Source organism: Arthrobacter sp. B1I2 (genome assembly GCF_030816485.1).
Lineage (GTDB): Bacteria > Actinomycetota > Actinomycetes > Actinomycetales > Micrococcaceae > Arthrobacter.
Genome location: NZ_JAUSYC010000001.1, coordinates 1916927 through 1936009 on the forward strand (window position 1 = coordinate 1916927; position 19083 = coordinate 1936009).

General features: G+C 65.6%; 18 protein-coding genes. 13 read left to right on the plus strand and 5 right to left on the minus strand.

Going from position 1 to position 19083, the window contains the following annotated elements; translation table 11 throughout:
• Nucleotides 1-8 precede the first annotated feature (8 nt).
• The 4 genes from QFZ57_RS08890 (at nucleotide 9) to QFZ57_RS08905 (ending at nucleotide 4975) form a co-directional block, all read left to right on the plus strand.
• Nucleotides 9-1283, plus strand: coding sequence for an extracellular solute-binding protein (locus QFZ57_RS08890; protein WP_306630068.1), 1275 nt, complete (start codon nucleotides 9-11; stop codon nucleotides 1281-1283).
• A 4-nt stretch (nucleotides 1284-1287) separates the two neighbouring features.
• Nucleotides 1288-2232: a carbohydrate ABC transporter permease gene (locus QFZ57_RS08895; protein WP_306899587.1), complete on the plus strand. Its 945-nt coding sequence runs from the start codon at nucleotides 1288-1290 to the stop codon at nucleotides 2230-2232.
• A gap of 3 nt (nucleotides 2233-2235) precedes the next feature.
• Nucleotides 2236-3171, plus strand: coding sequence for a carbohydrate ABC transporter permease (locus tag QFZ57_RS08900; protein ID WP_306630070.1), 936 nt, complete (start codon nucleotides 2236-2238; stop codon nucleotides 3169-3171).
• 76 nt (nucleotides 3172-3247) lie between these two features.
• A complete protein-coding gene (locus tag QFZ57_RS08905) occupies nucleotides 3248-4975 on the plus strand; it encodes a hypothetical protein (protein ID WP_306899589.1) in 1728 nt (575 codons plus the stop codon).
• Nucleotides 4976-5011: 36 nt separating this feature from the next.
• Here the strand turns inward: QFZ57_RS08905 and QFZ57_RS08910 are convergent, their stop codons facing one another.
• Nucleotides 5012-5773, minus strand: coding sequence for a CPBP family intramembrane glutamic endopeptidase (locus tag QFZ57_RS08910; RefSeq protein WP_306899591.1), 762 nt, complete (start codon nucleotides 5771-5773; stop codon nucleotides 5012-5014).
• A gap of 207 nt (nucleotides 5774-5980) precedes the next feature.
• Between QFZ57_RS08910 and QFZ57_RS08915 the strand changes: the two genes are divergently transcribed.
• Nucleotides 5981-7441, plus strand: a complete 1461-nt coding sequence (locus tag QFZ57_RS08915; RefSeq protein WP_306899592.1) for an amino acid permease — start codon at nucleotides 5981-5983, stop codon at nucleotides 7439-7441.
• Between the two features lie 173 nt (nucleotides 7442-7614).
• Here the strand turns inward: QFZ57_RS08915 and QFZ57_RS08920 are convergent, their stop codons facing one another.
• Nucleotides 7615-8352, minus strand: a complete 738-nt coding sequence (locus tag QFZ57_RS08920; RefSeq protein WP_306899594.1) for a dienelactone hydrolase family protein — start codon at nucleotides 8350-8352, stop codon at nucleotides 7615-7617.
• Nucleotides 8353-8464: 112 nt separating this feature from the next.
• On the opposite strand from QFZ57_RS08920, the gene QFZ57_RS08925 reads away from it, so the two are divergent.
• Nucleotides 8465-9535, plus strand: coding sequence for a DNA polymerase IV (locus tag QFZ57_RS08925; protein WP_441296739.1), 1071 nt, complete (start codon nucleotides 8465-8467; stop codon nucleotides 9533-9535).
• A gap of 163 nt (nucleotides 9536-9698) precedes the next feature.
• On the opposite strand, the gene QFZ57_RS08930 is transcribed toward QFZ57_RS08925, so the two are convergent.
• Entirely contained in the window at nucleotides 9699-9875 is a 177-nt protein-coding gene (locus QFZ57_RS08930) for a CsbD family protein (protein WP_306630075.1), read from the minus strand.
• Nucleotides 9876-10003: 128 nt separating this feature from the next.
• On the opposite strand from QFZ57_RS08930, the gene QFZ57_RS08935 reads away from it, so the two are divergent.
• The 4 genes from QFZ57_RS08935 (at nucleotide 10004) to QFZ57_RS08950 (ending at nucleotide 13721) form a co-directional block, all read left to right on the plus strand.
• Entirely contained in the window at nucleotides 10004-10678 is a 675-nt protein-coding gene (locus QFZ57_RS08935; protein ID WP_306899597.1) for a pentapeptide repeat-containing protein, read from the plus strand.
• 119 nt (nucleotides 10679-10797) lie between these two features.
• Nucleotides 10798-12024, plus strand: coding sequence for a thiolase family protein (locus QFZ57_RS08940; RefSeq protein WP_306899599.1), 1227 nt, complete (start codon nucleotides 10798-10800; stop codon nucleotides 12022-12024).
• A complete protein-coding gene (locus tag QFZ57_RS08945) occupies nucleotides 12024-12833 on the plus strand; it encodes an enoyl-CoA hydratase/isomerase family protein (protein ID WP_306899601.1) in 810 nt (269 codons plus the stop codon). Before QFZ57_RS08940 ends, QFZ57_RS08945 begins: the two co-directional genes overlap by 1 nt.
• Before the next feature lie 3 nt (nucleotides 12834-12836).
• Nucleotides 12837-13721, plus strand: a complete 885-nt coding sequence (locus QFZ57_RS08950) for a 3-hydroxyacyl-CoA dehydrogenase family protein (protein WP_306899603.1) — start codon at nucleotides 12837-12839, stop codon at nucleotides 13719-13721.
• Nucleotides 13722-13729: 8 nt separating this feature from the next.
• Here the strand turns inward: QFZ57_RS08950 and QFZ57_RS08955 are convergent, their stop codons facing one another.
• A complete protein-coding gene (locus QFZ57_RS08955) occupies nucleotides 13730-13963 on the minus strand; it encodes a DUF6480 family protein (protein ID WP_306630080.1) in 234 nt (77 codons plus the stop codon).
• 72 nt (nucleotides 13964-14035) lie between these two features.
• Between QFZ57_RS08955 and QFZ57_RS08960 the strand changes: the two genes are divergently transcribed.
• Nucleotides 14036-14644 (plus strand): GNAT family N-acetyltransferase, encoded by a 609-nt coding sequence (locus QFZ57_RS08960; RefSeq protein ID WP_306899606.1) that lies wholly within the window; start codon nucleotides 14036-14038, stop codon nucleotides 14642-14644.
• Between the two features lie 10 nt (nucleotides 14645-14654).
• On the opposite strand, the gene QFZ57_RS08965 is transcribed toward QFZ57_RS08960, so the two are convergent.
• The gene (locus QFZ57_RS08965; protein WP_306899608.1) at nucleotides 14655-15563 is read right to left on the minus strand and encodes an SGNH/GDSL hydrolase family protein; all 909 of its coding nucleotides are present in this window, start codon (nucleotides 15561-15563) and stop codon (nucleotides 14655-14657) included.
• A 169-nt stretch (nucleotides 15564-15732) separates the two neighbouring features.
• On the opposite strand from QFZ57_RS08965, the gene QFZ57_RS08970 reads away from it, so the two are divergent.
• Entirely contained in the window at nucleotides 15733-16440 is a 708-nt protein-coding gene (locus QFZ57_RS08970) for a tyrosine-protein phosphatase (protein ID WP_306899609.1), read from the plus strand.
• Nucleotides 16437-19031: a S1 family peptidase gene (locus QFZ57_RS08975; protein WP_306899611.1), complete on the plus strand. Its 2595-nt coding sequence runs from the start codon at nucleotides 16437-16439 to the stop codon at nucleotides 19029-19031. The genes QFZ57_RS08970 and QFZ57_RS08975 overlap by 4 nt, the downstream gene beginning before the upstream one ends.
• The last annotated feature ends 52 nt before the right edge of the window (nucleotides 19032-19083 follow it).

The window sequence follows — 19083 nt, forward strand, 5'->3', positions numbered from 1 at the left end:
ACAGAGCATTGTCAGAGAAGACAAGAATCTCCAGCATCACCCGCCGCCAGTTTGGGCTGACGGCTTTCGGACTGTCGGCCTTGGCCGCTGGACTCACGGCCTGCAGCGGGGGAGGAGGGGGTTCCTCTGATGGAGGCTCCAAGACCCTGCAGCTTATCCTGTCCGGGGACACCAACCAGGGCGGTGCCTTTGCTGCGGCGGCGAAAAAGTACAAGGAAGCCACCGGCATCACCATCGAAGTGGTTGACGTTCCCACGGCTGACATCACCACCAAGCTGAAGAACGCGGCCACGGCGAATGACCTGCCGGCCCTGGCCCGTGTCACCGGGCTGGATCCACTCTGGGCCAACCAGCTCCAGGACCTGTCGGACATTGCCAAGTCCCACGGGATCGACGAAAAGTACCTCCAGAAGTCACCGGACGGCATCATCCCCGCCATCCCCTCGGACCTCACCGCCGTGGGCCTGTTCGTCAACAAGAGCCTGTTCGACAAGGCCGGCGTCAAGTACCCGACCGCCATCGAGAACACCTGGACCTGGGACGAATTCATCGCGGCCGTCAACCAGGTCCGCGAGAAGGCCGGCGCCAAGTACGGCGTGGTCATGGACCGCTCCGGACACCGCCTGCGCGCCATGATGTACGAGTTCGGCAGCACGGCCTTCGCCAAGGAAAACGGCAAGTACACTGGCGACGCCAAGGCCGTGGAGACCCTGGAGTACTTCCGGAAAATCAACGATGACCAGACCATGCCCAAGTCCGTCTGGCTCAGCGGCGAGGACGGAAACGCGATGTTCAAGAGCGGCCAGGTTGCTGCCTACTATTCCGGCAGCTGGCAGGTTGCCGATTTCAACAAGAACATCAAGGACTTCGAATGGCTGTCGGTCCCGCTGCCGAAGAAGGAAGTCAACGCCACCAACCTGGGCGGCGGGTTCATGGTCGCCTTCAAGGACACCGGCGCGGACGAGGAAGCCAAGAAGTTCATCGACTGGTTCTATGAGGACGCCAACTACATCGAGTTCGCGCAGCTGGGGGGCTACCTGCCCGCCAAGGACCTCAAGGTGGAGTACCAGTTCCAGCAGCCTTCCTTCGAGCTTTACCAAAAGCAGATCGCCGCCAACCAGGCCAAGGGCGACAACGCCATCAAACGCGTCGTGGCCGAGGCCTATGCCGAGACGCCGTTCTCCGGCGACCCGCTGCGGGAGGAGACCGTGAAAATGCTCTCCGGGGGCCAGGACGCCAAGACCACGGTGGACAACATCGTGAAGCTCTACAACGGGGCCTGATCCCGTGGCCCAACCAACCATCAGCACTGCGGCGGCGCCGGACACGCCCGCGCCGCCGCCGGTCCGGAGCAAATCCGCGCATAAACGCCGGAACCGCTATGTCGTCGCACCGCTGGTGCTGATCGGCGTCAACGTTGTCCTCTTCCTGGTCTTCTTCGTGTGGCCGGGGGCGCTGGGCCTGCTGTACTCCTTCACGGACTACCGCGGCATCGGCAAGCTGCACTTCATCGGCCTGGCCAACTTCCAGAAACTCTTCGCTGATGGAAGCTTCTACGCCGCGCTGGGCAGGACCTTCGTGTACACCGTCCTGTCCGTTCCGCTGGTCTACGTCTGTTCCCTGGGAGTCGCCGCGCTGCTGGTCAGCAAGGCGGTCCGCGGCCGCACCGCGGCCAAGATGGTGATCTTCCTGCCCTGGCTGATCTCCCCCATCGTGGTGGGCGTCATCTGGAAGTGGCTGTTTGGCCAGGACTTCGGGTTCGTGAACTTCGTGATCTCCACCCTCGGCGGAAATCCGCTGCCGTGGTCCAGCGACGGCAACCTGGCGCTGGCCGTGGTCATCTTCGCGTCGGCCTGGGGCGGCACCGCCTTCAACATGCTGCTGTTCATCGCGGCCTTGAAGAACATCCCGGAATCCCTCCTGGAGGCAGCGGAGCTGGACGGCGCCAACGCCTGGCAGCGCTTCCGGCACGTCACCCTGCCGGGCATCGCGCCGACGTCGTTCATGGTCATCCTGCTCTCCACCATCCATGCCATGAAGGAATTCGCCATGATCCAGGCGCTGACCGGCGGTGGGCCGGGGACGCAGAACACCCTGATCGTCCAGTACATCTACAAAACCGGTTTTGAGCAGTCAAAGGTGGGCTACGCCAGCGCGGCCTCCATGGTGCTGATGGTGGTCCTGCTGGCCATCGCCCTCATCCAGCTGCGGTTCAACCGGAAGAAGGGCTGACCCATGGCAACAGCTGCCAACCTGCCTCCTGCCGTGGCGGAGGAACCCGCCCTGGGCGCCGAAAGAAAATCCGCAACGCAGGGCAGGAGGAAATCGCGGCACCAGCCGGGCAACAGTGAAATCCGGGCCAAGGCCTCCGTGCCGCTGACCGTCTTGATGTGGCTCATCGCCGCCATCTATGCGCTGCCGCTGCTCTGGTTCCTGCTGAGTTCGTTCAAACCGGGCAGCGAGCTGTTCAGCTATCCGCTGTCCATGATTCCCCGCGAGTGGACCTTCCAGGGCTTTGCGGACGCGTGGGAGCGGGTGGACTTTGCGCAGTACTTCCTGAACACGGCCACGGTGTCCATCGTGACCACCGTTTTGACGGTCTTCTTCAGTGCCTGCACCGGCTATGCGCTGGCCAAGTACAACAACAGGGGCACCCGGCTGTTCTTCGTCTGCATCCTGGCCACCACAATGCTGCCCACCGAGGTGATCCTGAACCCTACGTTCTCGGTGATCCGGGACCTGGGCTTGTACAACTCGCTGGCCGGCATCATTGTGCCGTCCGTGTTGACGGCCACCGGCGTGTTCATGTTCCGGCAGTTCTTCCTCACGGTTCCGGACGACCTGCTGCACTCCGCCAGGATTGACGGCGCGGGCGAGCTGGCCATCTTCTTCCGTATCATGCTCCCGCTCTCCAAGCCCATCCTGTTCACGCTGGCCATCTTTTCCTTCCAGTGGCGCTGGAACGATTACATCTGGCCGTTGATCGTGCTCAACGACCCCAAGTGGTACACCCTGCAGGTGGCGCTGCGGAGCATCGTGGGCGCGGAAAACATCGACTGGCCGGTCCTCCTGGGTGCCTCCGTGATCTCGCTCCTGCCGCTGGTCCTGGTGTTCTTCGTCTTCCAGAAGTACGTACTGAACGCGGACGTCAGCGCCGGCCTGAAGGATTAGCCGGCCTGAAGAACCCACTAACGCATGAACAATCAGCAGGGTCCCGCTGCGGCGGGACCGGTGAAAGGCAGCAGCATTGCAGACAGCAACAGCGGACACAGCTTTCCTGGAACGGGTGGCGAAGGCAGCGGACGGGCACGTGGCGGCGTTCCTGGCAACGCACGACGGCGACGTCCCCGCCCTGGCGCACCGGCCCGCCATGGCCAGGCTGCTGGCCCTGGTTACAGCCTTTACCCAGCCCGGCTCCGGGTTCTACCGGCAGGAACAGCTGGGAGAGGCGATGGCCCGGTGCCTGGACCGGCTGGAAATCCTGCAGGGGTCCACCGGCCTCTTTGACGGCACCAATTTGTGCTCGCCGCCGGACTCCGCGTTCACCTTGAACGATGTCTGCCTGGCGATGCGGCTCATCCGGGCCGTGGACGCGCCCGGGCCCCTGCTGGCCGGCGTCGACGCGCGGCTGGCCGGGATCGTCGCCCGGTCCGTTGACGCCATGGTGGCCGGGGGAGTCCACACGCCCAACCACCGCTGGGAGCTCTGCGCAGCCCTGGCCCAGATCAGCACGATCCAGCCACGCCAGGACATCGACGAGCGGATCGGACAGTGGCTGGCGGAGGGGATCGACCAGCTGCCGGACGGCATGTATTCGGAACGGAGTCCGTTGTATGCCACGGCGGTCACCAACCCATCCCTGCTGACCATTGCGGACAGTACGGACCGGCCCGGACTCCTGGACCACGTCCGGCGGAACCTCACCGCTTTCCTGCCCTGGTTCAACGCGGACGGCACTGTGGAGTCCGTGTTCTCAAGGCGGCAGGACCAATGGATGGCCTTCGGCGCCGCCCCGTTCCTCCATCTGTACCGGCGCCTGGCTGCGCAGGACGGACGTGCCGATTTCGCCGCGGCAGCCGCCTGGCTGGCCACCCTCCCGCTCCACGAACCCGCTAAGCTGCTGGCCCTCACCAGGCTGGATCCGTGGCTGGCCGGGGCACTTCCGGCCGTGCCGCCGTCGGACGCCGGCTTGTCCCAGCCGCCGGCCCTGACCCCGGCGGAAGCGGCCCTGGACAGCTGCGGCGCCTACCGCTTCCGCTCCGCAGGTACGGTGGCCACCGTATTCGGCGGCTGCGATCCCCTGGTCCCAGGGGTGGGGTCAGGTCTGGCCACCAACCCCACATTCCTCCGCTTCGCGAACGGCGCTGCGGTGCTGTCCGGCGTGCGGCTGTCCAGGAGCTTCTTTGACTTGGGGCCGTTCCGCAGCCAGCACACGGCCCGGCGTGGCCGTTCCCTGGTCCTGCGGGAAGAACTGGAAGCGAACTTCTATCAGCCTCTGCCAGCGGACAAGCTGCGGGCGGACGGGATATACGCGCTGGAGCATGAAGGCCGGTTCAGCGCCGGCATGGAGTTCGGTGCCCGGACGGCGGACGTCCACCGGCTGCTCACGGAAGCCACTGTGCATTGTGGCGACGGCCAGGCTGTCCTGGACATTGGTTTCGAGGGCACCAGGACCGCTTTTGCCCTGGAACTCACCTTCCAGCCGGGCGGAGTGCTCGACGGCGTGGAACCGGCGGGTGCGCCTGAAACCTTCCAGCTGGTGTCAGGCATGGGCACCTACCGTATGGGGCGCGATGTCATCGAGTTCGGGGCCGGGCTGCCCGCGGATCCGGATGCCCCTGCCGTTTACAACCCGGGCGAAAGCTACCGCTACCTCGGCGGCACCAACGCGGCCGACGGCATCAAGGTGTACATTGCCGGCTGGACCAGCGGCAGCCACCGGTTCACTTTCCGGGGGCACACACTTCCGGAGTGAGGGCCGGGCGGATGGCCGGGGGAACGGTGCAGGGGCCTACGCCTGGACGTTCTGCATCTGGCTGAAGAATTCCGGCGGGATGGCATAGACCAGGATCACGGCCAGCAGGTTCTTTGCGGCGTGGACAAAGTAGGCGAACATGACGTTCCTGCCCGTCCATACGTAGACGAACACCAGCGTGGCTCCCATGGCCAGATAGGGCAGCAATGCGGTGAAGGTGACCGCTTCCTGGCCCACGATGTGCAGCGCTGCGAACAGCACCACGGAGAGGGCGCAGCAGATCCAGATGTTGATGCGCCTGCTTAGCTTGCCGATCAGCAGGTGGCGGAAGATGTATTCCTCCACGAAGGGACCCACCACCACCAGCAGCGGAACCATGAGCCACGCCGGGACCTGCTGCATCAAAGCCTGCAAGCCCGCCTGGTTCGCGGAGGTCTCGACCTGCCCGTTTGCTGCCACCACAACCGCGGTCAGGATCATCATCGCTATGACGGCCGCCGGCACCATCAACAGCGTGAACCAGGGCCGGGTCGCCAAGACCCTGAGATCGCGGGCCACCACCTTGCGGGCCGCCAGCAGCGCCAGTATGCCCACCGAGGCATAAAACAGCAGGTTCACGGCGTAGGAGGCGGCTGCAGGGGACGGGGCAACCTGCCGGAGGAGCGGGGCCAGCAGATCGCCGGCGGCTGCGAAGAACCCCGCAATGGCAACATAGAGGCCCAGCGTGGCCAGGTCCATGGGGGAGAAACAGTACAGCTGGGGCTGCGGAGCGGGCGGTAAGCGGTGGGCTGTTGCCATGCTTCCAGACTATCGCCGGCGGGGCGGCTGTAGCCCACGTCACGTACCACCCGGAAGCATCTTGTAGGATGGTCAGGCCGCGTGAAGCTTCGGCAGTTCGAAGATCTACGCTCACAACTGCTGGTTCCACGGCTGAAAGGCCGAATTTTGTGAGCTTGATCATACGAAGTCCGGATGCGGCCAACCCCCAACCCACAAGGAACAGTTGTGCCTCAAAGTACCCCCACAGATCTCCAGAATCCCACGGCACCATCCACCGCCGTCGACCCCACCCTCAGCGCCGAGGGTTACAGCAAAACGCTGGGCAGGCGCCACGTCACCATGATCGCCATGGGCGGCGCCATCGGCGTCGGCCTGTTCATGGGCGCCGGCGGCCGCCTCGCCTCCACCGGCCCGGCCCTGATCTTCTCCTACGCCATTGCCGGCGTCATCGCCTACCTCCTGATGAGGGCGCTGGGCGAACTCATCATGTACCGCCAGACGTCCGGTTCATTCGTCAGCTACGCCGGGGAGATGTTCGGCAAGAAGGGCGCGTTCCTTTCCGGCTGGATGTACTTCATCAACTGGGGCATGACCGGCATCGCCGAACTGATTGCCATCGGCCTGTACTTCCAGTTCTTCTTCCCCAACGTCCCCGTGGAGGCCTCGGCCATCGCCGCGCTGGCCCTCCTGGTGGCCGTCAACCTGCTGAGCGTCAAGGCGTTCGGCGAGTTTGAGTTCTGGGCCTCCTGCCTCAAGGTCGGTGCCATCCTGATCTTCCTGGTGGTGGGCACGTTCATGGTGGTCACCAACGCCCAGGTGGGCGACGGCCACGCGTCGGTCGCCAACCTCTTCACCGCTGAAGGTGGCATGTTCCCCAAGGGCGCCCTGGTGATGGTCCTGGTCCTCAACGCCGTGATCTTCGCCTACAACGGCATCGAACTGGTGGGCGTCACCGCCGGCGAGATGCAGAATCCGGAACGCGAGGTGCCCAAGGCCGTCCGCGCCGTCGTACTCCGCATTGTGGTGTTCTACGTCGGTTCCGTGACCCTGCTCGCCATGCTGCTGCCCTCGGACCAGTACGTGGCCGGAACGTCGCCGTTCGTCACCGTCTTCGGCCAGATGGGCCTGGGCTGGGTAGGCGACGTGATGAACATGGTCGTGATCACCGCGGCCCTGTCCTCCTGCAACTCCGGCTTGTACTCGATCGGCCGCGTGTTCCGCACCATGGCCAACAACGGCCACGCCCCGCAGTGGCTCACCAAAATGTCCCCCCGCCACGTCCCGTACGCGGCCATCCTGGCCATCGCGGCGTTCTACCTGGTGGGCATCATGCTGAACATCTGGCTGGGCGGCTCGCACGCGTTTGACCTGGCACTGAACTCGGCCTCCATCGGCGTCATCTTCTGCTGGGGTTCCATCTTCGCCAGCCAGATCGTGCTGCGCCGCCGCAAGGGCGTCACCTCCAGCCTGCCGATGCCCGGCTCGCCCTGGACCAGCTGGGCGGGCCTGGTTGGCCTGTTCGCCATCACCGTGCTGATCGGGTTCGACACCATGACCAGCAAGACCGGCGAGGTCTTCTACCTGGGACTGTGGACCCTGGCCACCATCCCGTTCTTCGCGGTGGTCCTGTGGCTGGGCTGGCAGAAGGTCAAGACCAACCAGCCCAAGAGCGAGCTGTACAGCTAGCAGCCGGCTTCTCCACGCAACCTTCGACGGCGGGGCGCTCCCTTTGATGGGGCGGCCCGCCGTCGCCGTTTCTTTTGGACGTTCCTGCCCACTTACTACTGCCCACGCGGCTGGCGACACGGCGTGTCCGGAGGAAATGCCGGGCTTGCACTGCAGTAACTGGGAGGGAGCGCTCAGTCCTTCAGATACCGGGCGAAGTGGTCCTCGATGCGCTGCCAGGCTTCGGGCGAGGACTCGGGGTCCGGGCCCACTCCCATAACCCTCATCAGCGGCCGCAGGAGTACCGGGCCCAGTTCTTCGTCATTGAGGAAGGCGTGGCCGGCACCGGGAAATTCCTTCACGCTGTGCTCGATGCCCAGCTGGTCCAGGGCTGAGTCGAGCCGGGCCGCGGCTCCCTTCAGCGGCTTGTCCGCGCCGCCGTAGTTGGCCACGATGGGGCAGGCCCCGCGCAGCGCCTCCACCAGGTCCTCCTGTTGTTTTCCCGGGAGCCGGCCGTAGTTGACCGAGGCAGCGTCAAACCCGTCCCGGGCCACCAGCAGGGCGAACCCGCCACCCATGCAAAAGCCGATCACCCCGGTGCGGCCGTTGCCCAGATCCGACTCCGCAAGCCAGTTACGGGCCGTGGCGATGTCGATGAAGGGCCGTCCTGTGCCGGCTGCCATGGCACGCATGGTTCCCACCAGGCAACGCCGTGGTCCGCCGTCGCTGAAGAGGTCCAGCGCCAGAGTGAGGTAGCCGGCCCGGGCCAGCCGGTCCGCGTGCCGGCGGGCCTGGTCATTCAGGCCGAACACTTCGTGGATCATGACGACGGCGGGAAAAGGGCCCTGCCCTTCCGGTACGGCAAGGTAGCCGCCCAGGGCGGGGGATCCACCGGCAGCGGCGCTCTCGGCGCTCAGGTCCACATTGGTCATGGCCCAAGGCTAACCGGCAGCGGCAGGGGTCAGTCGCGCCGTTCGCGTTCCGGGCCTTGAGGTGTGGGGCAAGAGGTGGTGCCCGGGGCGCGGCCGGGGCAGACTGGGGCTTGTGAGCGAACCGTGGGTGCTGCATGTGGACCTGGACCAGTTCATCGCTGCCGTGGAAGTGCTCCGCCGGCCCGAACTTGCCGGCAAGGCAGTGATCGTGGGCGGCCGCGGCGATCCCACCGAGCGTGCCGTGGTGTCCACGGCGTCCTACGAGGCCAGGGCGTATGGTGTGGGATCCGGAATGCCACTGCGCATCGCCGCGCGCAAGGTGCCGGACGCGGTCATTCTGCCTGTGGACCACGAGGCCTACCTCGAGGCGTCTGAGAAGGTCATGGCAGTCCTGCGCTCGCAGCCGGGAGCCACCGTCCAGGTGCTCGGCTGGGACGAAGCGTTCGTTGGCGTCCGGACAGCCGATCCGGAAGCCTGCGCCCGGCAACTCCAGCACGCCGTCCTGGCGGAAACCCGGCTGCACTGCAGCATCGGAATTGGTGACACGCTGGTCCGCGCCAAGGTTGCCACGGGGTTCGGCAAGCCTGCCGGCATCTTCCGGCTCACGGAAGGCAACTGGCTCGATGTTATGGGGAGCCGGCCGACCATCGAACTGTGGGGCGTGGGAACGAAAGTGTCGCGCCGTCTTGCCACCCTGGGTATCAGGACTGTTGCCGAACTTGCAGCCGCGGATCCCCATGACCTGGTGCCCGAGTTCGGGCCGAAGATGGGTCCCTGGTACGCGCAGCTTGGCCGGGGCGACGGCGCGCGGGCGGTGGATGACACGCCCTGGGTGGCACGCGGGCACAGCCGGGAGACCACCTTCCAGCGCGATCTTACGGACGCGGCAGAGATTGACGACGCCGTCAGGGAGTTGGCTGCGCGGGTGCTGGAGGATGTTGCTGGCGAGGGGCGGCCGGTGGTTGGCCTGACGTTGAAGGTGCGGTATGCCCCCTTCACCACCACCACCTATGGGCGGAAGATTCCTGAGACGTCGGACCCGGCAGAGGTACTGGCCCGTGCCTTCGATCTCAGGGCGAAGATCGATCCGGGCCGCCCCATCCGGCTCCTCGGCCTGCGGGCGGAAATGGCCATGCCGGAAGATTCCCGCAAAGGGCATACTCCCACCCGCAGCGGATGGTGAGGGTTTCCTATCGAGTGCTGAGTACTTGTCGTTATGAGGCGTCAAAACGACAAGTGCGGAGCATTCGATTCTGGGTGGACAGCGAAAGGGCGGCGGATCCACTGGATCCGCCGCCCTCGGGCTGTTGCAGCACGCCGTTCGCTGCGGCTGCACCAGCAAGGAACTAGTCCCGCTTGAACTCGTCCTTGACGCTTTCGCCCACCTTCTTGGCGTCCGCCTTGACCTGGTCGGCCTGGCCTTCTGCCTTGAGGCGGTCGTTGTCGGTTGCGTTGCCTGCAGCTTCCTTGGCCTTGCCGCCAAGGTTCTCTGCCGCGTTACTGATCTTGTCTCCGAGGCCCATGGTTCCGGCCTCCTTTCGTTTCCGTCGATCAACCGTGCCCTTTCACAGTAAGCAAAGCTTGCTTACTTATTCAAGTCCCTGGCCCCACCGTGCTGTTCCTTGCGGGTGCCCGCGTTAGGCTCAGGGCCATGGATAAAGTGCGCGGCAAGGGCCCGGCCAAGGTGGCGCTGCCCCGGCTCTCCCCAGTGCAGTTGCGGGACCTTGAGGACAGTCCGGAACTGGTGTTCCGGCCCGGCGGGAGGTATGAAAACGCCCGCTTCAGCCGTACCGTCGCTGACGGCCTGGACCTGGGCGGTGCTGTCTTTTCCGAATGCCACTTCGACGGCCCGTCCCTCAATGAGGCCCAGCTCCGCGGCGCCTCGTTCCGCGACTGCATCATCGCAGAGCTGTACGCGCCCGTCTTCCGCGGTGCCCGCAGCACCTGGCGCGAGGTGGAGTTCCGCAATCCACGGCTGGGCTCAGCCGAGTTATACGAGAGTGGCTGGCAATCCGTCCGGATCGACGGCGGCAAGATCGACTTCCTCAACCTCCGCGGCGCCAAGCTTACGGACGTTCTAATCAGCGGCTGCATCATCAACGAACTGGACCTCGGTGCCGCCGGCGCAACCCGCGTGAAGCTGGAGGACTGCACGCTGGGATCGCTGGACCTGGCCGGCGCCAAGCTGAAGGACTTCGACCTCAGGGGTACGGAATTCCGCAAGATCAGTGGACTCGGCAGCTTGTCCGGGATGGTCATTGACGATTATCAGCTGGGACTCCTCGCGCCGCTCATTGCCGCCCATCTGGGAGTGACTGTCCTATAACGGATGCGCACCGGGAGCCTTGCCGTGTACCATTTACAGAACGAACGGTCGGTAAGTGGAGGATTCCGCTGTGCCGGCCGGCCGATGACAGTGCTGTTAATCGCGTGAAGGGTGTTTCCATGGCTGCAACCGCAGGTCCGCAGGCTTTCCTTGTTGGCGGGGTCCGAACGCCCGTGGGCAGGTACGGAGGCGCGTTGTCCTCCGTGCGGCCTGACGACCTTGCGGCCCTGGTGGTCCGCGAAGCCGTGGAACGCGCCGGTCTGGATCCCGAGAGCATCGATGAAGTAATCCTTGGCAACGCGAACGGCGCGGGGGAGGAGAACCGGAACGTGGCCCGGATGGCCACCCTGCTGGCGGGGTTGCCGCTGCACATTCCCGGGATCACGGTCAACCGGCTCTGCGCCTCCGGCCTGAGTGCCATCATCCAGGCCAGCCACATGATCAAGGCCGGCGCCGCAGACATTGTTATCGCCGGCGGCGTTGAATCGATGAGCCGCGCGCCCTGGGTGCAGGAGAAGCCCACCGCCGCATTCGCCAAGCCGGGCCAGATCTTCGACACCTCGATCGGCTGGCGCTTCACTAACCCGCAGTTCCAGCACGGCGGCCTGTCACGGGACGGGAAAATGACCTACTCCATGCCGGAAACGGCCGAGGAAGTGGCCAGGGTGGACGGCATCTCCCGCGAGGACGCTGATGCGTTCGCCGTCCGCTCCCACCAGCTGGCCCTGGATGCCATCGAAGCCGGCCGCTTCAAGGATGAGATCGTTCCGGTGACCGTCAAGTCCCGCAAGTCCGAGACCGTGGTGGACACCGACGAAGGCCCCCGCCCCGGTACCAGCCTGGACGTCCTCGCCGGCTTGAAGCCAGTGGCGCACGGCGGATCGGTGGTCACGGCCGGGAACTCCTCGTCCCTCAACGATGGCGCATCGGCCATCATCGTGGCCTCGGAAGCAGCCCTCGAGCGGCTGGGCCTGACACCCCGGGCCCGCATCATCGACGGCGCCTCTGCCGGCTGTGAACCGGAGATCATGGGCATCGGACCCGTCCCGGCCACCCAGAAGGTACTCAAGCGGAGCGGCCTCAGTGTCGGTGACCTTGCCGCCGTCGAACTTAACGAAGCCTTTGCCACGCAATCCCTGGCCTGCATCCGGCGCCTGGGACTGGAACCGGAGATCGTGAACCGCGACGGCGGTGCCATCGCCCTGGGACATCCGCTCGGGTCCAGCGGCTCACGGCTTGCCATCACCCTCCTGGGCCGGATGGAACGCGAAGGCGCCAGGATCGGCCTCGCCACCATGTGCGTGGGCGTCGGCCAGGGCACCGCCATGCTGCTGGAGAAGATCTGATGGGGGCTGCCGTGGACCTGGCGTCAGAGGACTTCACCGCGCTGCTGGTGGAAGAGCGGGACGACCGCGTGGTGGTGCTGCTCAACCGGCCCGAAGTGAAGAACGCGATTGACCAGCAGATGGTGGATGAACTCCATACCGTTTGCGCTGCGCTGGAGCAGAACCCCCGAGTGCTGATCATCGCGGGCGTGGATGGAGTCTTCGCCTCCGGCGCCGACATCGCCCAGCTGCGTGAACGGCGCCGGGACAACGCCCTGCAGGGAATCAACTCCACCATCTTCGTCCGGATCGCCAGGCTGCCGATGCCCGTCATCGCCGCACTGGACGGTTACTGCCTGGGCGGCGGCGCCGAACTCGCCTACGCCGCGGACTTCCGGATCGGCACACCCAATGTGCGCATCGGCAACCCGGAAACGGGACTGGGAATCCTGGCCGCTGCCGGTGCCAGCTGGCGGCTGAAGGAACTGGTGGGCGAACCGCTGGCCAAACAAATCCTCCTCGCCGGACTGGTCCTCGGAGCCGGGGAAGCCCGCGCTGCCAACCTCATCACGGAAATCCACGACCCGGCCGACCTCCTGGACGCAGCCCACAGCCTGGCCGACAGGATTGGACGCCAGGAACCGCTGGCCGTCCGCATCACCAAGTCCGTATTTCACGCCCCTGCGGAAGCGCATCCGCTGATCGACCAGCTGGCCCAGGGCATCCTCTTCGAATCCCAGGCCAAGTTCGACCGGATGCAGGCCTTCCTGGACCGCAACGCGGCTAAAAAGGCCCAAGCCGCCTCCGCCAACCCAGCCGACGGAAAGTAGACCATGACCAACCATGAAGTTCCCGCCAGCCTTCCCGCCGGCCTTCCTCCTTATGTCGGAGTGCTGGGAGGCGGCCGCATGGGTGCCGGCATCGCCCACGCCTTCCTGATCAAGGGTGCCAACGTGCTGGTGGTGGAGCGCGACGACGTCTCCGCCGAAGCCGCGCGCGAAAGGGTGGAATCTGCCGCCGCGAAGAGCATTGAACGGGGCGCCACGGACGCCAACCTGGATGAGCTGGTTTCCCGCCTTGACGTGACGGTGGACTACGACGACTTCAAGGACCGCCAATTGGTGGTGGAAGCGGTCCCTGAAGACTGGGACCTCAAAGTGACCGCCCTGAGGGGGATCGAGGAACGGCTGACAGGGGATGCCTTCATCGCGTCCAACACGTCGTCGCTGTCCGTCAACGGCCTGGCCCGCGAGCTGAAGCGGCCGGAGAACTTCCTGGGCCTGCACTTTTTCAATCCAGTGCCCGCCTCCACCCTCATCGAAGTGGTGCTGGGGGAGCGCACGTCTCCCGAACTTGCCGCCGCGGCAAAATCCTGGGTGGAGGCACTCGGGAAGACCGCCGTCGTCGTCAATGATGCCCCCGGGTTCGCGTCCTCACGCCTTGGCGTGGCCATCGCGCTTGAGGCCATGCGGATGGTGGAGGAAGGCGTGGCCTCGGCAGGGGATATCGACGCCGCCATGGTCCTGGGCTACAAACACCCCACCGGGCCGCTGAAAACCACGGACATCGTGGGCCTTGACGTCCGCCTGGGGATTGCCGAATACCTGCACTCCACCCTTGGCGAGCGGTTCGCGCCGCCGCAGATCCTCAGGGACAAGGTGGCCCGCGGGGAACTGGGACGCAAAACGGGCAAGGGCTTTTTCGACTGGCCCAGCTAGGAGCTGTTTTAGTCTAAAAAGCCCACAATGTAGCCGATGAAGTACAGGAGGCACAGCAGGACCACGACGCCGATGATGGCGATCCACAGGAACTGTGTGCCCTTCCTGGTGCCATGCTCGTCATGACCCTGCGTGGTGCTGGTGGAGGCTTCGCCCGGCGGAGTTTCCCCGGGCGGCACTCCGCCGCCTGGCTCCAAACCAGTGAGCTTGTCCTCTTCCGGATCCGGATTCTGGCCTGACATGTTGACTCCCTCGCTCGACGTCGTGGTGCTTCCCCAGCGTAACCCGGCACGTGCGCGGCCTAGGCTGGGGGAGTGACCTTCCTTGAACCCCTTACCCTGACCGGCCGCTGCGTAATCCTGGAACCGCTCGCGGAGGAGCACCATGACGGCCTTGTGGATGCGGCCAGTGACGGCGAGCTCTGGAAGCTTTGGTACACCTCTGTCCCGGCTCCGGACGCCATGGCGGGGGAGATCCGGCGGCGGCTGTCCCTGCAGGAGCAGGGATCCATGCTCCCGTTCACCACCCGGCTGATCGACGCCGCCACCGGCGGGCCCGGGCGCATCATCGGCATGACCACCTACATGAACATCGATGCCGCCACGCCGCGCGTGGAGATCGGCTCCACCTGGAACGCGGCATCCGTGCAGGGGACCGGCACCAATCCGGACTCCAAGCTCCTGCTGCTCCGGCACGCCTTCGAGGTAATCGGCTGCCCGGCCGTGGAGTTCCGCACCCACTGGCTGAACCACCAGTCGCGGGAGGCCATCGCACGGCTCGGCGCCAAGCAGGACGGCGTGCTTCGCAGCCATTCAAGGACCAGCGACGGGAACCTGCGGGACACCGTGGTGTTCTCCATCCTGGACCACGAATGGCCCGCGGTCCGCGCCGGGCTCGAATACCGGCTGGACCGGCGCGGATAGGGCAGAGTGGCTAAGACCGCACGAGTTGGCCGAGCTTCACCGATGCGAGCAAGGCGGAGGCATATGCGCGGTGCCCGTCTTCGTTGGGGTGGAAGCTTCGAGGATCAAGCTGCACCGTGCCAGTCGCATTGACATAAGCGGCGAAGAAGATCCAAGGATCTCCAGAATTGACCTCGTGCCCGGCGAACCTATTTGTCACGTCGACGTACACGGCGTTGGTGCCATATTTGTTATTTGCGAAGCTCACGGCATCCTCAATCGCTCCGTTGATGGCGATAGTTCCGAAATTAATTAGCTTCTGACTCGCCAGGGGGATGGGGAGGGTAACGGCCGGGTCGGTTGTATCGAAGAGCAATGGGTAACCCAATACGACAATCTTCGCATCCGGTGCGGCTGCTTGGATCGCCTTATATGTTCCAGCTAGCGCCAAAGTGAGCGCGTGAAGGCTCGCCTCTGAGGTCGCCGCGCGGACGGCGTTTTCACAATCCGTTGGGCTCAGTGTTGCGCAGATCCCGATTATTTGTGCAAACCCCAGATCGTTTGCGCCTGCGGTAATGCTCACCAGCTCGGCATCCGAAAGCGCGGCCAGCGTCTTAGGGTCGCTGAGTTGCGCGGCCACACTCGTTGGCCCACCTGCGAGCTCCGCACCGCTACAAGCCGCGTTCACGAGCAGGTCCACCCGACCAGTCTTTCCCACCATGTCCACGTACCCGCCGGAAGTCTGGATGCAAGTCTCGGTAGCGTCATAGGGGCCGGCACCAATGCCCGCCGTATATGAGTCGCCCAAGGCGACGTAGTCAACGTCGCGCGCCTGCGGTGCTGCTTCTGCTGGTATCGCGGCCGCGCCCAGCGCTATTGCCAGGCTGGCGAGGCCGGCCGCGAAAGCCGGGATTCGGCGTCGTAATGCAGCAATTCCCATTGGTGTCCCCTTTGAACATCAGTCACACGAAGTAGCTAGTGTCGCAAGAGTATTGCCCAGCAGGTTGAGGCTATGAGGCCTTTGTACCCTTCCCGGCCGTATGCTTTTGTGACGTGCAGCATTCAGGAGCGTGTGGTTAGCTGTGCGGATGAACAATCGGGGCAGATCCATGGACTGGGATGGCGCTGTCAACGCGTGGCACGTTTCCGGCGGCATCTACCGGATGGGACGTCGTGAGTGGCTGACCGAGGCAGGGTGGAAGCAGGCGTTCGACGACGGCGTCCGCACCGTCATTGATCTCCGTAACGCTGCGGAGGGCCAGCGCCGGGACACCGACCCCGTAGTGCCGGCCGCGGCCCGGGCCGGCATCGACGTGGTGCAGGCACCCACAGAGGAGCCGGATGATCCACGCTTCACTGAAGTTACAGGCCCCTACCTGAACGATCCTGCCCACTACGGCGAGAACGCCCGGCTCTTCCCCGAAAAGCTGGTGGGCGTCTTCCGGAGCATCGCCGTGGCCGCTCCGCGGGGAGGCGTCCTGCTGCACTGTGCCGCCGGCCGCGACCGCAGCGGACTGGTGGCCGCCATGGTGCAGGACCTGGCGGGCGACTCCGACCAGGCCATCGCGGAGGGGTACCGGCGGGCAGCCCGCGGCATCAACGAGCGCTACCGCACGCACGGGCCGCCGCACAGCCGGGAACAGTACCTCGACGAAGCGGAACTCGCGCCCCTGTTGGAACAGCGCGGGCTCGCTGTGGTGGAGTTTGTCCGGGAACTGGACACCCAGAATTACCTGCTGGCGAATGGACTCAGTCCTTCGGAACTTGACGCTGTCATGGTGCTGTCCGGAGCTGCCTACGCAAAGGAATCACGATGAGAACAGCCACAGAAGTCCGGCGAGGAAAGCGCAGCCTCGCTTTGGGGGTGGCCGGAGGAATATTGGCTGCCTCGGCCTTCGGCGCCGCTCCCGGCTGGGCCTTCACCGAACCCGGTAGCGGCTCCCCAACCCAGCCTCCCGCCACTGCTTCTCCAAGTACCACCGGCACCGCCACTGCGGACAGTGCCGCAGGCCCGTCCGGGAACGCCAGTCTTGCGCAGGCCGACCTCGACAAAGCCGTGCTGCGGGATCTGGGGCTCACCCCGGAACAGTTCGCCGCGGCGGGGGAGCTGGGCACCCGGGCAGCGGCTGCGGCGGAACAGCTGCGCGACATCCCGGGCTATGGCGGGATCAGGCTCCAGGACAACAAGATCGTGGTGACCGGCAGTGGACCCGAACTGGAGTCAGCCGTTGGGAACTTGGCCGCAACCGTCCCTGGTATCTCGCTTGAAGAGCCGGCCGTTCCCACTCCGAATCCCACGTCGGGGGCAACGGAACCTGCAGGGACGCCAGCCAGCCCGCCGCCGCCGTCCGCTCCCGAACAGAGACCCTCCGCAGAGCCTGCCGCTCCGGCGCCCGGTTCGCAGGTGGCGGCCAGCACGGAGCAGCTCTTCCAGGCCTACGTGCGTGAGGTGGGTACGGCCGGGCTGCAGGCGGTGGTCACCTCCGGCGGCAAGTTCGTGATCCGGACAGGCGGCATCGCATCGGCACAGTCAACGCAGGGCGGCGCTGCGGGGATGGTCTCCAGTCCGGACGGCACGGCGGAAACCGCGGCGCCCGGTAAGATCTCGCCGTCGGAATTCGTCTCACGGTATGCCAACGTGGTGCTCGACGGCGGCGCTCCCCTCAAGCCGGAGGCGGACGTTCCGGGCGGTGTCGGGTACCAAACGGACCAGCAGGCCATCTGCTCCACGGGATTCTCGGCATTCGATCCCGCAGGCTTGCCCACGGTCCTCACAGCGGGTCACTGTGCCGACGACGGTGCAGCAAAGAGTGCCGATCTGTTGTTCCAGGGCGTGCCCAACGGGCGGCTCGGTGCCTTCAAGTTCAGCCAGTACGGCGGGCCAGGTAATTCAAGGGTCCTGGATCCCAACAGTCCAAATCCGGGCAACGTCGGAACCGACATTTCCGTCATTGGCGACCTCCGGCAGGACCTGGACCCACTCCCCGCCGCAAGCACTTACGGGGACCGCTCCCAGCCCGGGCCCGACGTCAAGATCATCGGCACGGCCGCCCCGGTAATCGGCATGCCGGTCTGCCGTTCGGGCTGGAGGACCAACTGGTCATGCGGACATATCGCAGCGGTGGGAATCTTCCTGGTGGGCGGTCCCACGTACCCGACCGACCTTAACGACATCCGCGCATTCAATGGCTTCCTGTCCTACGACGTGCAGTCCAGCGGTGGTGACTCCGGCGGGCCCTGGATCAGCGGAAACTACGCCGTTGGCACGCACAGTGCCGGTGATGATCCACAGCCCGACCTGCCACCGCCGCCCAACTTCGCGGTCGCAGCCACCCTGGAAGACTCCCTCCAGGTGCTGCCGGGCTACCAGCTGGAACTCTTCCTCAACAAGCCCGGGCTCATGGCCACTGCGGACACCACGGTCAAGGCCGGTACCAGCATCACGGGCCAGGTCCTGGCTGCCCCCGCCTCCGCCGTAGCAGCGGGATCGCAGGTCCGCATCGCCTTTGCAGGCCAGACGCCGTTCGATGTTCCCCTGGACGCCGCGGGCAACTGGTCGTTCACTGCGCCGGAAGCGCCCGGCCCGTTCACCTTCACGGCCGAAACCGTGAACGGATTCAGCCGATCCGGTCCGGTCACACTGGGCGTGGTCATTGCGCCGTCGTTCCTTCCGGCGCCGGTCATCACCACGCCGGCAAACCAGCCGCTGCCGGACCTGGATACCGTCGAAGGCACGGGAACGCCCCGTGCCACCGTTACGCTCTCCGGTGACGTCGCAGGCCCGGCCCTGGTGGGGGATGACGGGCGTTGGGCGGTTTCACTGCCGGACCCGGTCCAGTACGGCAAGGTGAACGTCACGGCAGTGCAGTCCTATCCCGGCCTTCCGGACAGTCCGGCCACCACGGCGACCTTCGCAGTCATGCCGCCGCCACCGGCCGTGACCAGCCTTTCCGAAGGGCAGCATCTTAAGCAGGACGCCCTGCCGGCAGCGATAGCGGGAACCGGGCTGAACGGCGCTGATGTGACGGTGTCCCTCGACGGAAAACCGCTCTCCGCCGCGTCGGTTGGCACCACACAGGGATCCCGTTCCGTTGGCGTCGTCCTGGCGCCCTTGGTCCTGGTGGACGGTGGAACCTGGCAGGTTCCGTTTCCCGCCGGGCTGGCAACGGGCACCCACGTCCTGTCGGTGACGCAGGCGGTGGACGGCGTGGCTTCCACCCCGGCCCAGCTCACGGTCACCATCGACGCCCCGCCCGTGCTTCCCGCCGGGAACATTACGGACGGCACCCTTGCAGCCACGGGGGCCGGGGGACTGGTTTCCGCAGCGATCGGCGCGGCTGCAGCGCTCGCCGTCGGGGTCCTCCTGATGGTGCTGGTCCGCCGCCGGAACCGGCGGTCTGTCAGGTAACTGCGGAGGGCGGGGACGCCGTCAGGCAAGCCCCGCCCCTCGCGGCGCTATT

Bases quoted from the DNA above. Each gene is read 5' to 3' on its own strand.
- QFZ57_RS08930 (WP_306630075.1), bottom strand. From the start codon at position 9,875: ATGGGCCTCGGAGACAAGATCAGTAACGCGGCAGAGAACCTTGGCGGC.
- QFZ57_RS08920 (WP_306899594.1), bottom strand. From the start codon at position 8,352: ATGACCAATGTGGACCTGAGCGCCGAGAGCGCCGCTGCCGGTGGATCC.
- QFZ57_RS08910 (WP_306899591.1), bottom strand. From the start codon at position 5,773: ATGGCAACAGCCCACCGCTTACCGCCCGCTCCGCAGCCCCAGCTGTAC.
- QFZ57_RS08955 (WP_306630080.1), bottom strand. From the start codon at position 13,963: ATGTCAGGCCAGAATCCGGATCCGGAAGAGGACAAGCTCACTGGTTTG.
- QFZ57_RS08975 (WP_306899611.1), top strand. From the start codon at position 16,437: ATGAGAACAGCCACAGAAGTCCGGCGAGGAAAGCGCAGCCTCGCTTTG.
- QFZ57_RS08970 (WP_306899609.1), top strand. From the start codon at position 15,733: ATGGACTGGGATGGCGCTGTCAACGCGTGGCACGTTTCCGGCGGCATC.
- QFZ57_RS08935 (WP_306899597.1), top strand. From the start codon at position 10,004: ATGGATAAAGTGCGCGGCAAGGGCCCGGCCAAGGTGGCGCTGCCCCGG.
- QFZ57_RS08965 (WP_306899608.1), bottom strand. From the start codon at position 15,563: ATGGGAATTGCTGCATTACGACGCCGAATCCCGGCTTTCGCGGCCGGC.
- QFZ57_RS08900 (WP_306630070.1), top strand. From the start codon at position 2,236: ATGGCAACAGCTGCCAACCTGCCTCCTGCCGTGGCGGAGGAACCCGCC.
- QFZ57_RS08950 (WP_306899603.1), top strand. From the start codon at position 12,837: ATGACCAACCATGAAGTTCCCGCCAGCCTTCCCGCCGGCCTTCCTCCT.
- QFZ57_RS08945 (WP_306899601.1), top strand. From the start codon at position 12,024: ATGGGGGCTGCCGTGGACCTGGCGTCAGAGGACTTCACCGCGCTGCTG.
- QFZ57_RS08940 (WP_306899599.1), top strand. From the start codon at position 10,798: ATGGCTGCAACCGCAGGTCCGCAGGCTTTCCTTGTTGGCGGGGTCCGA.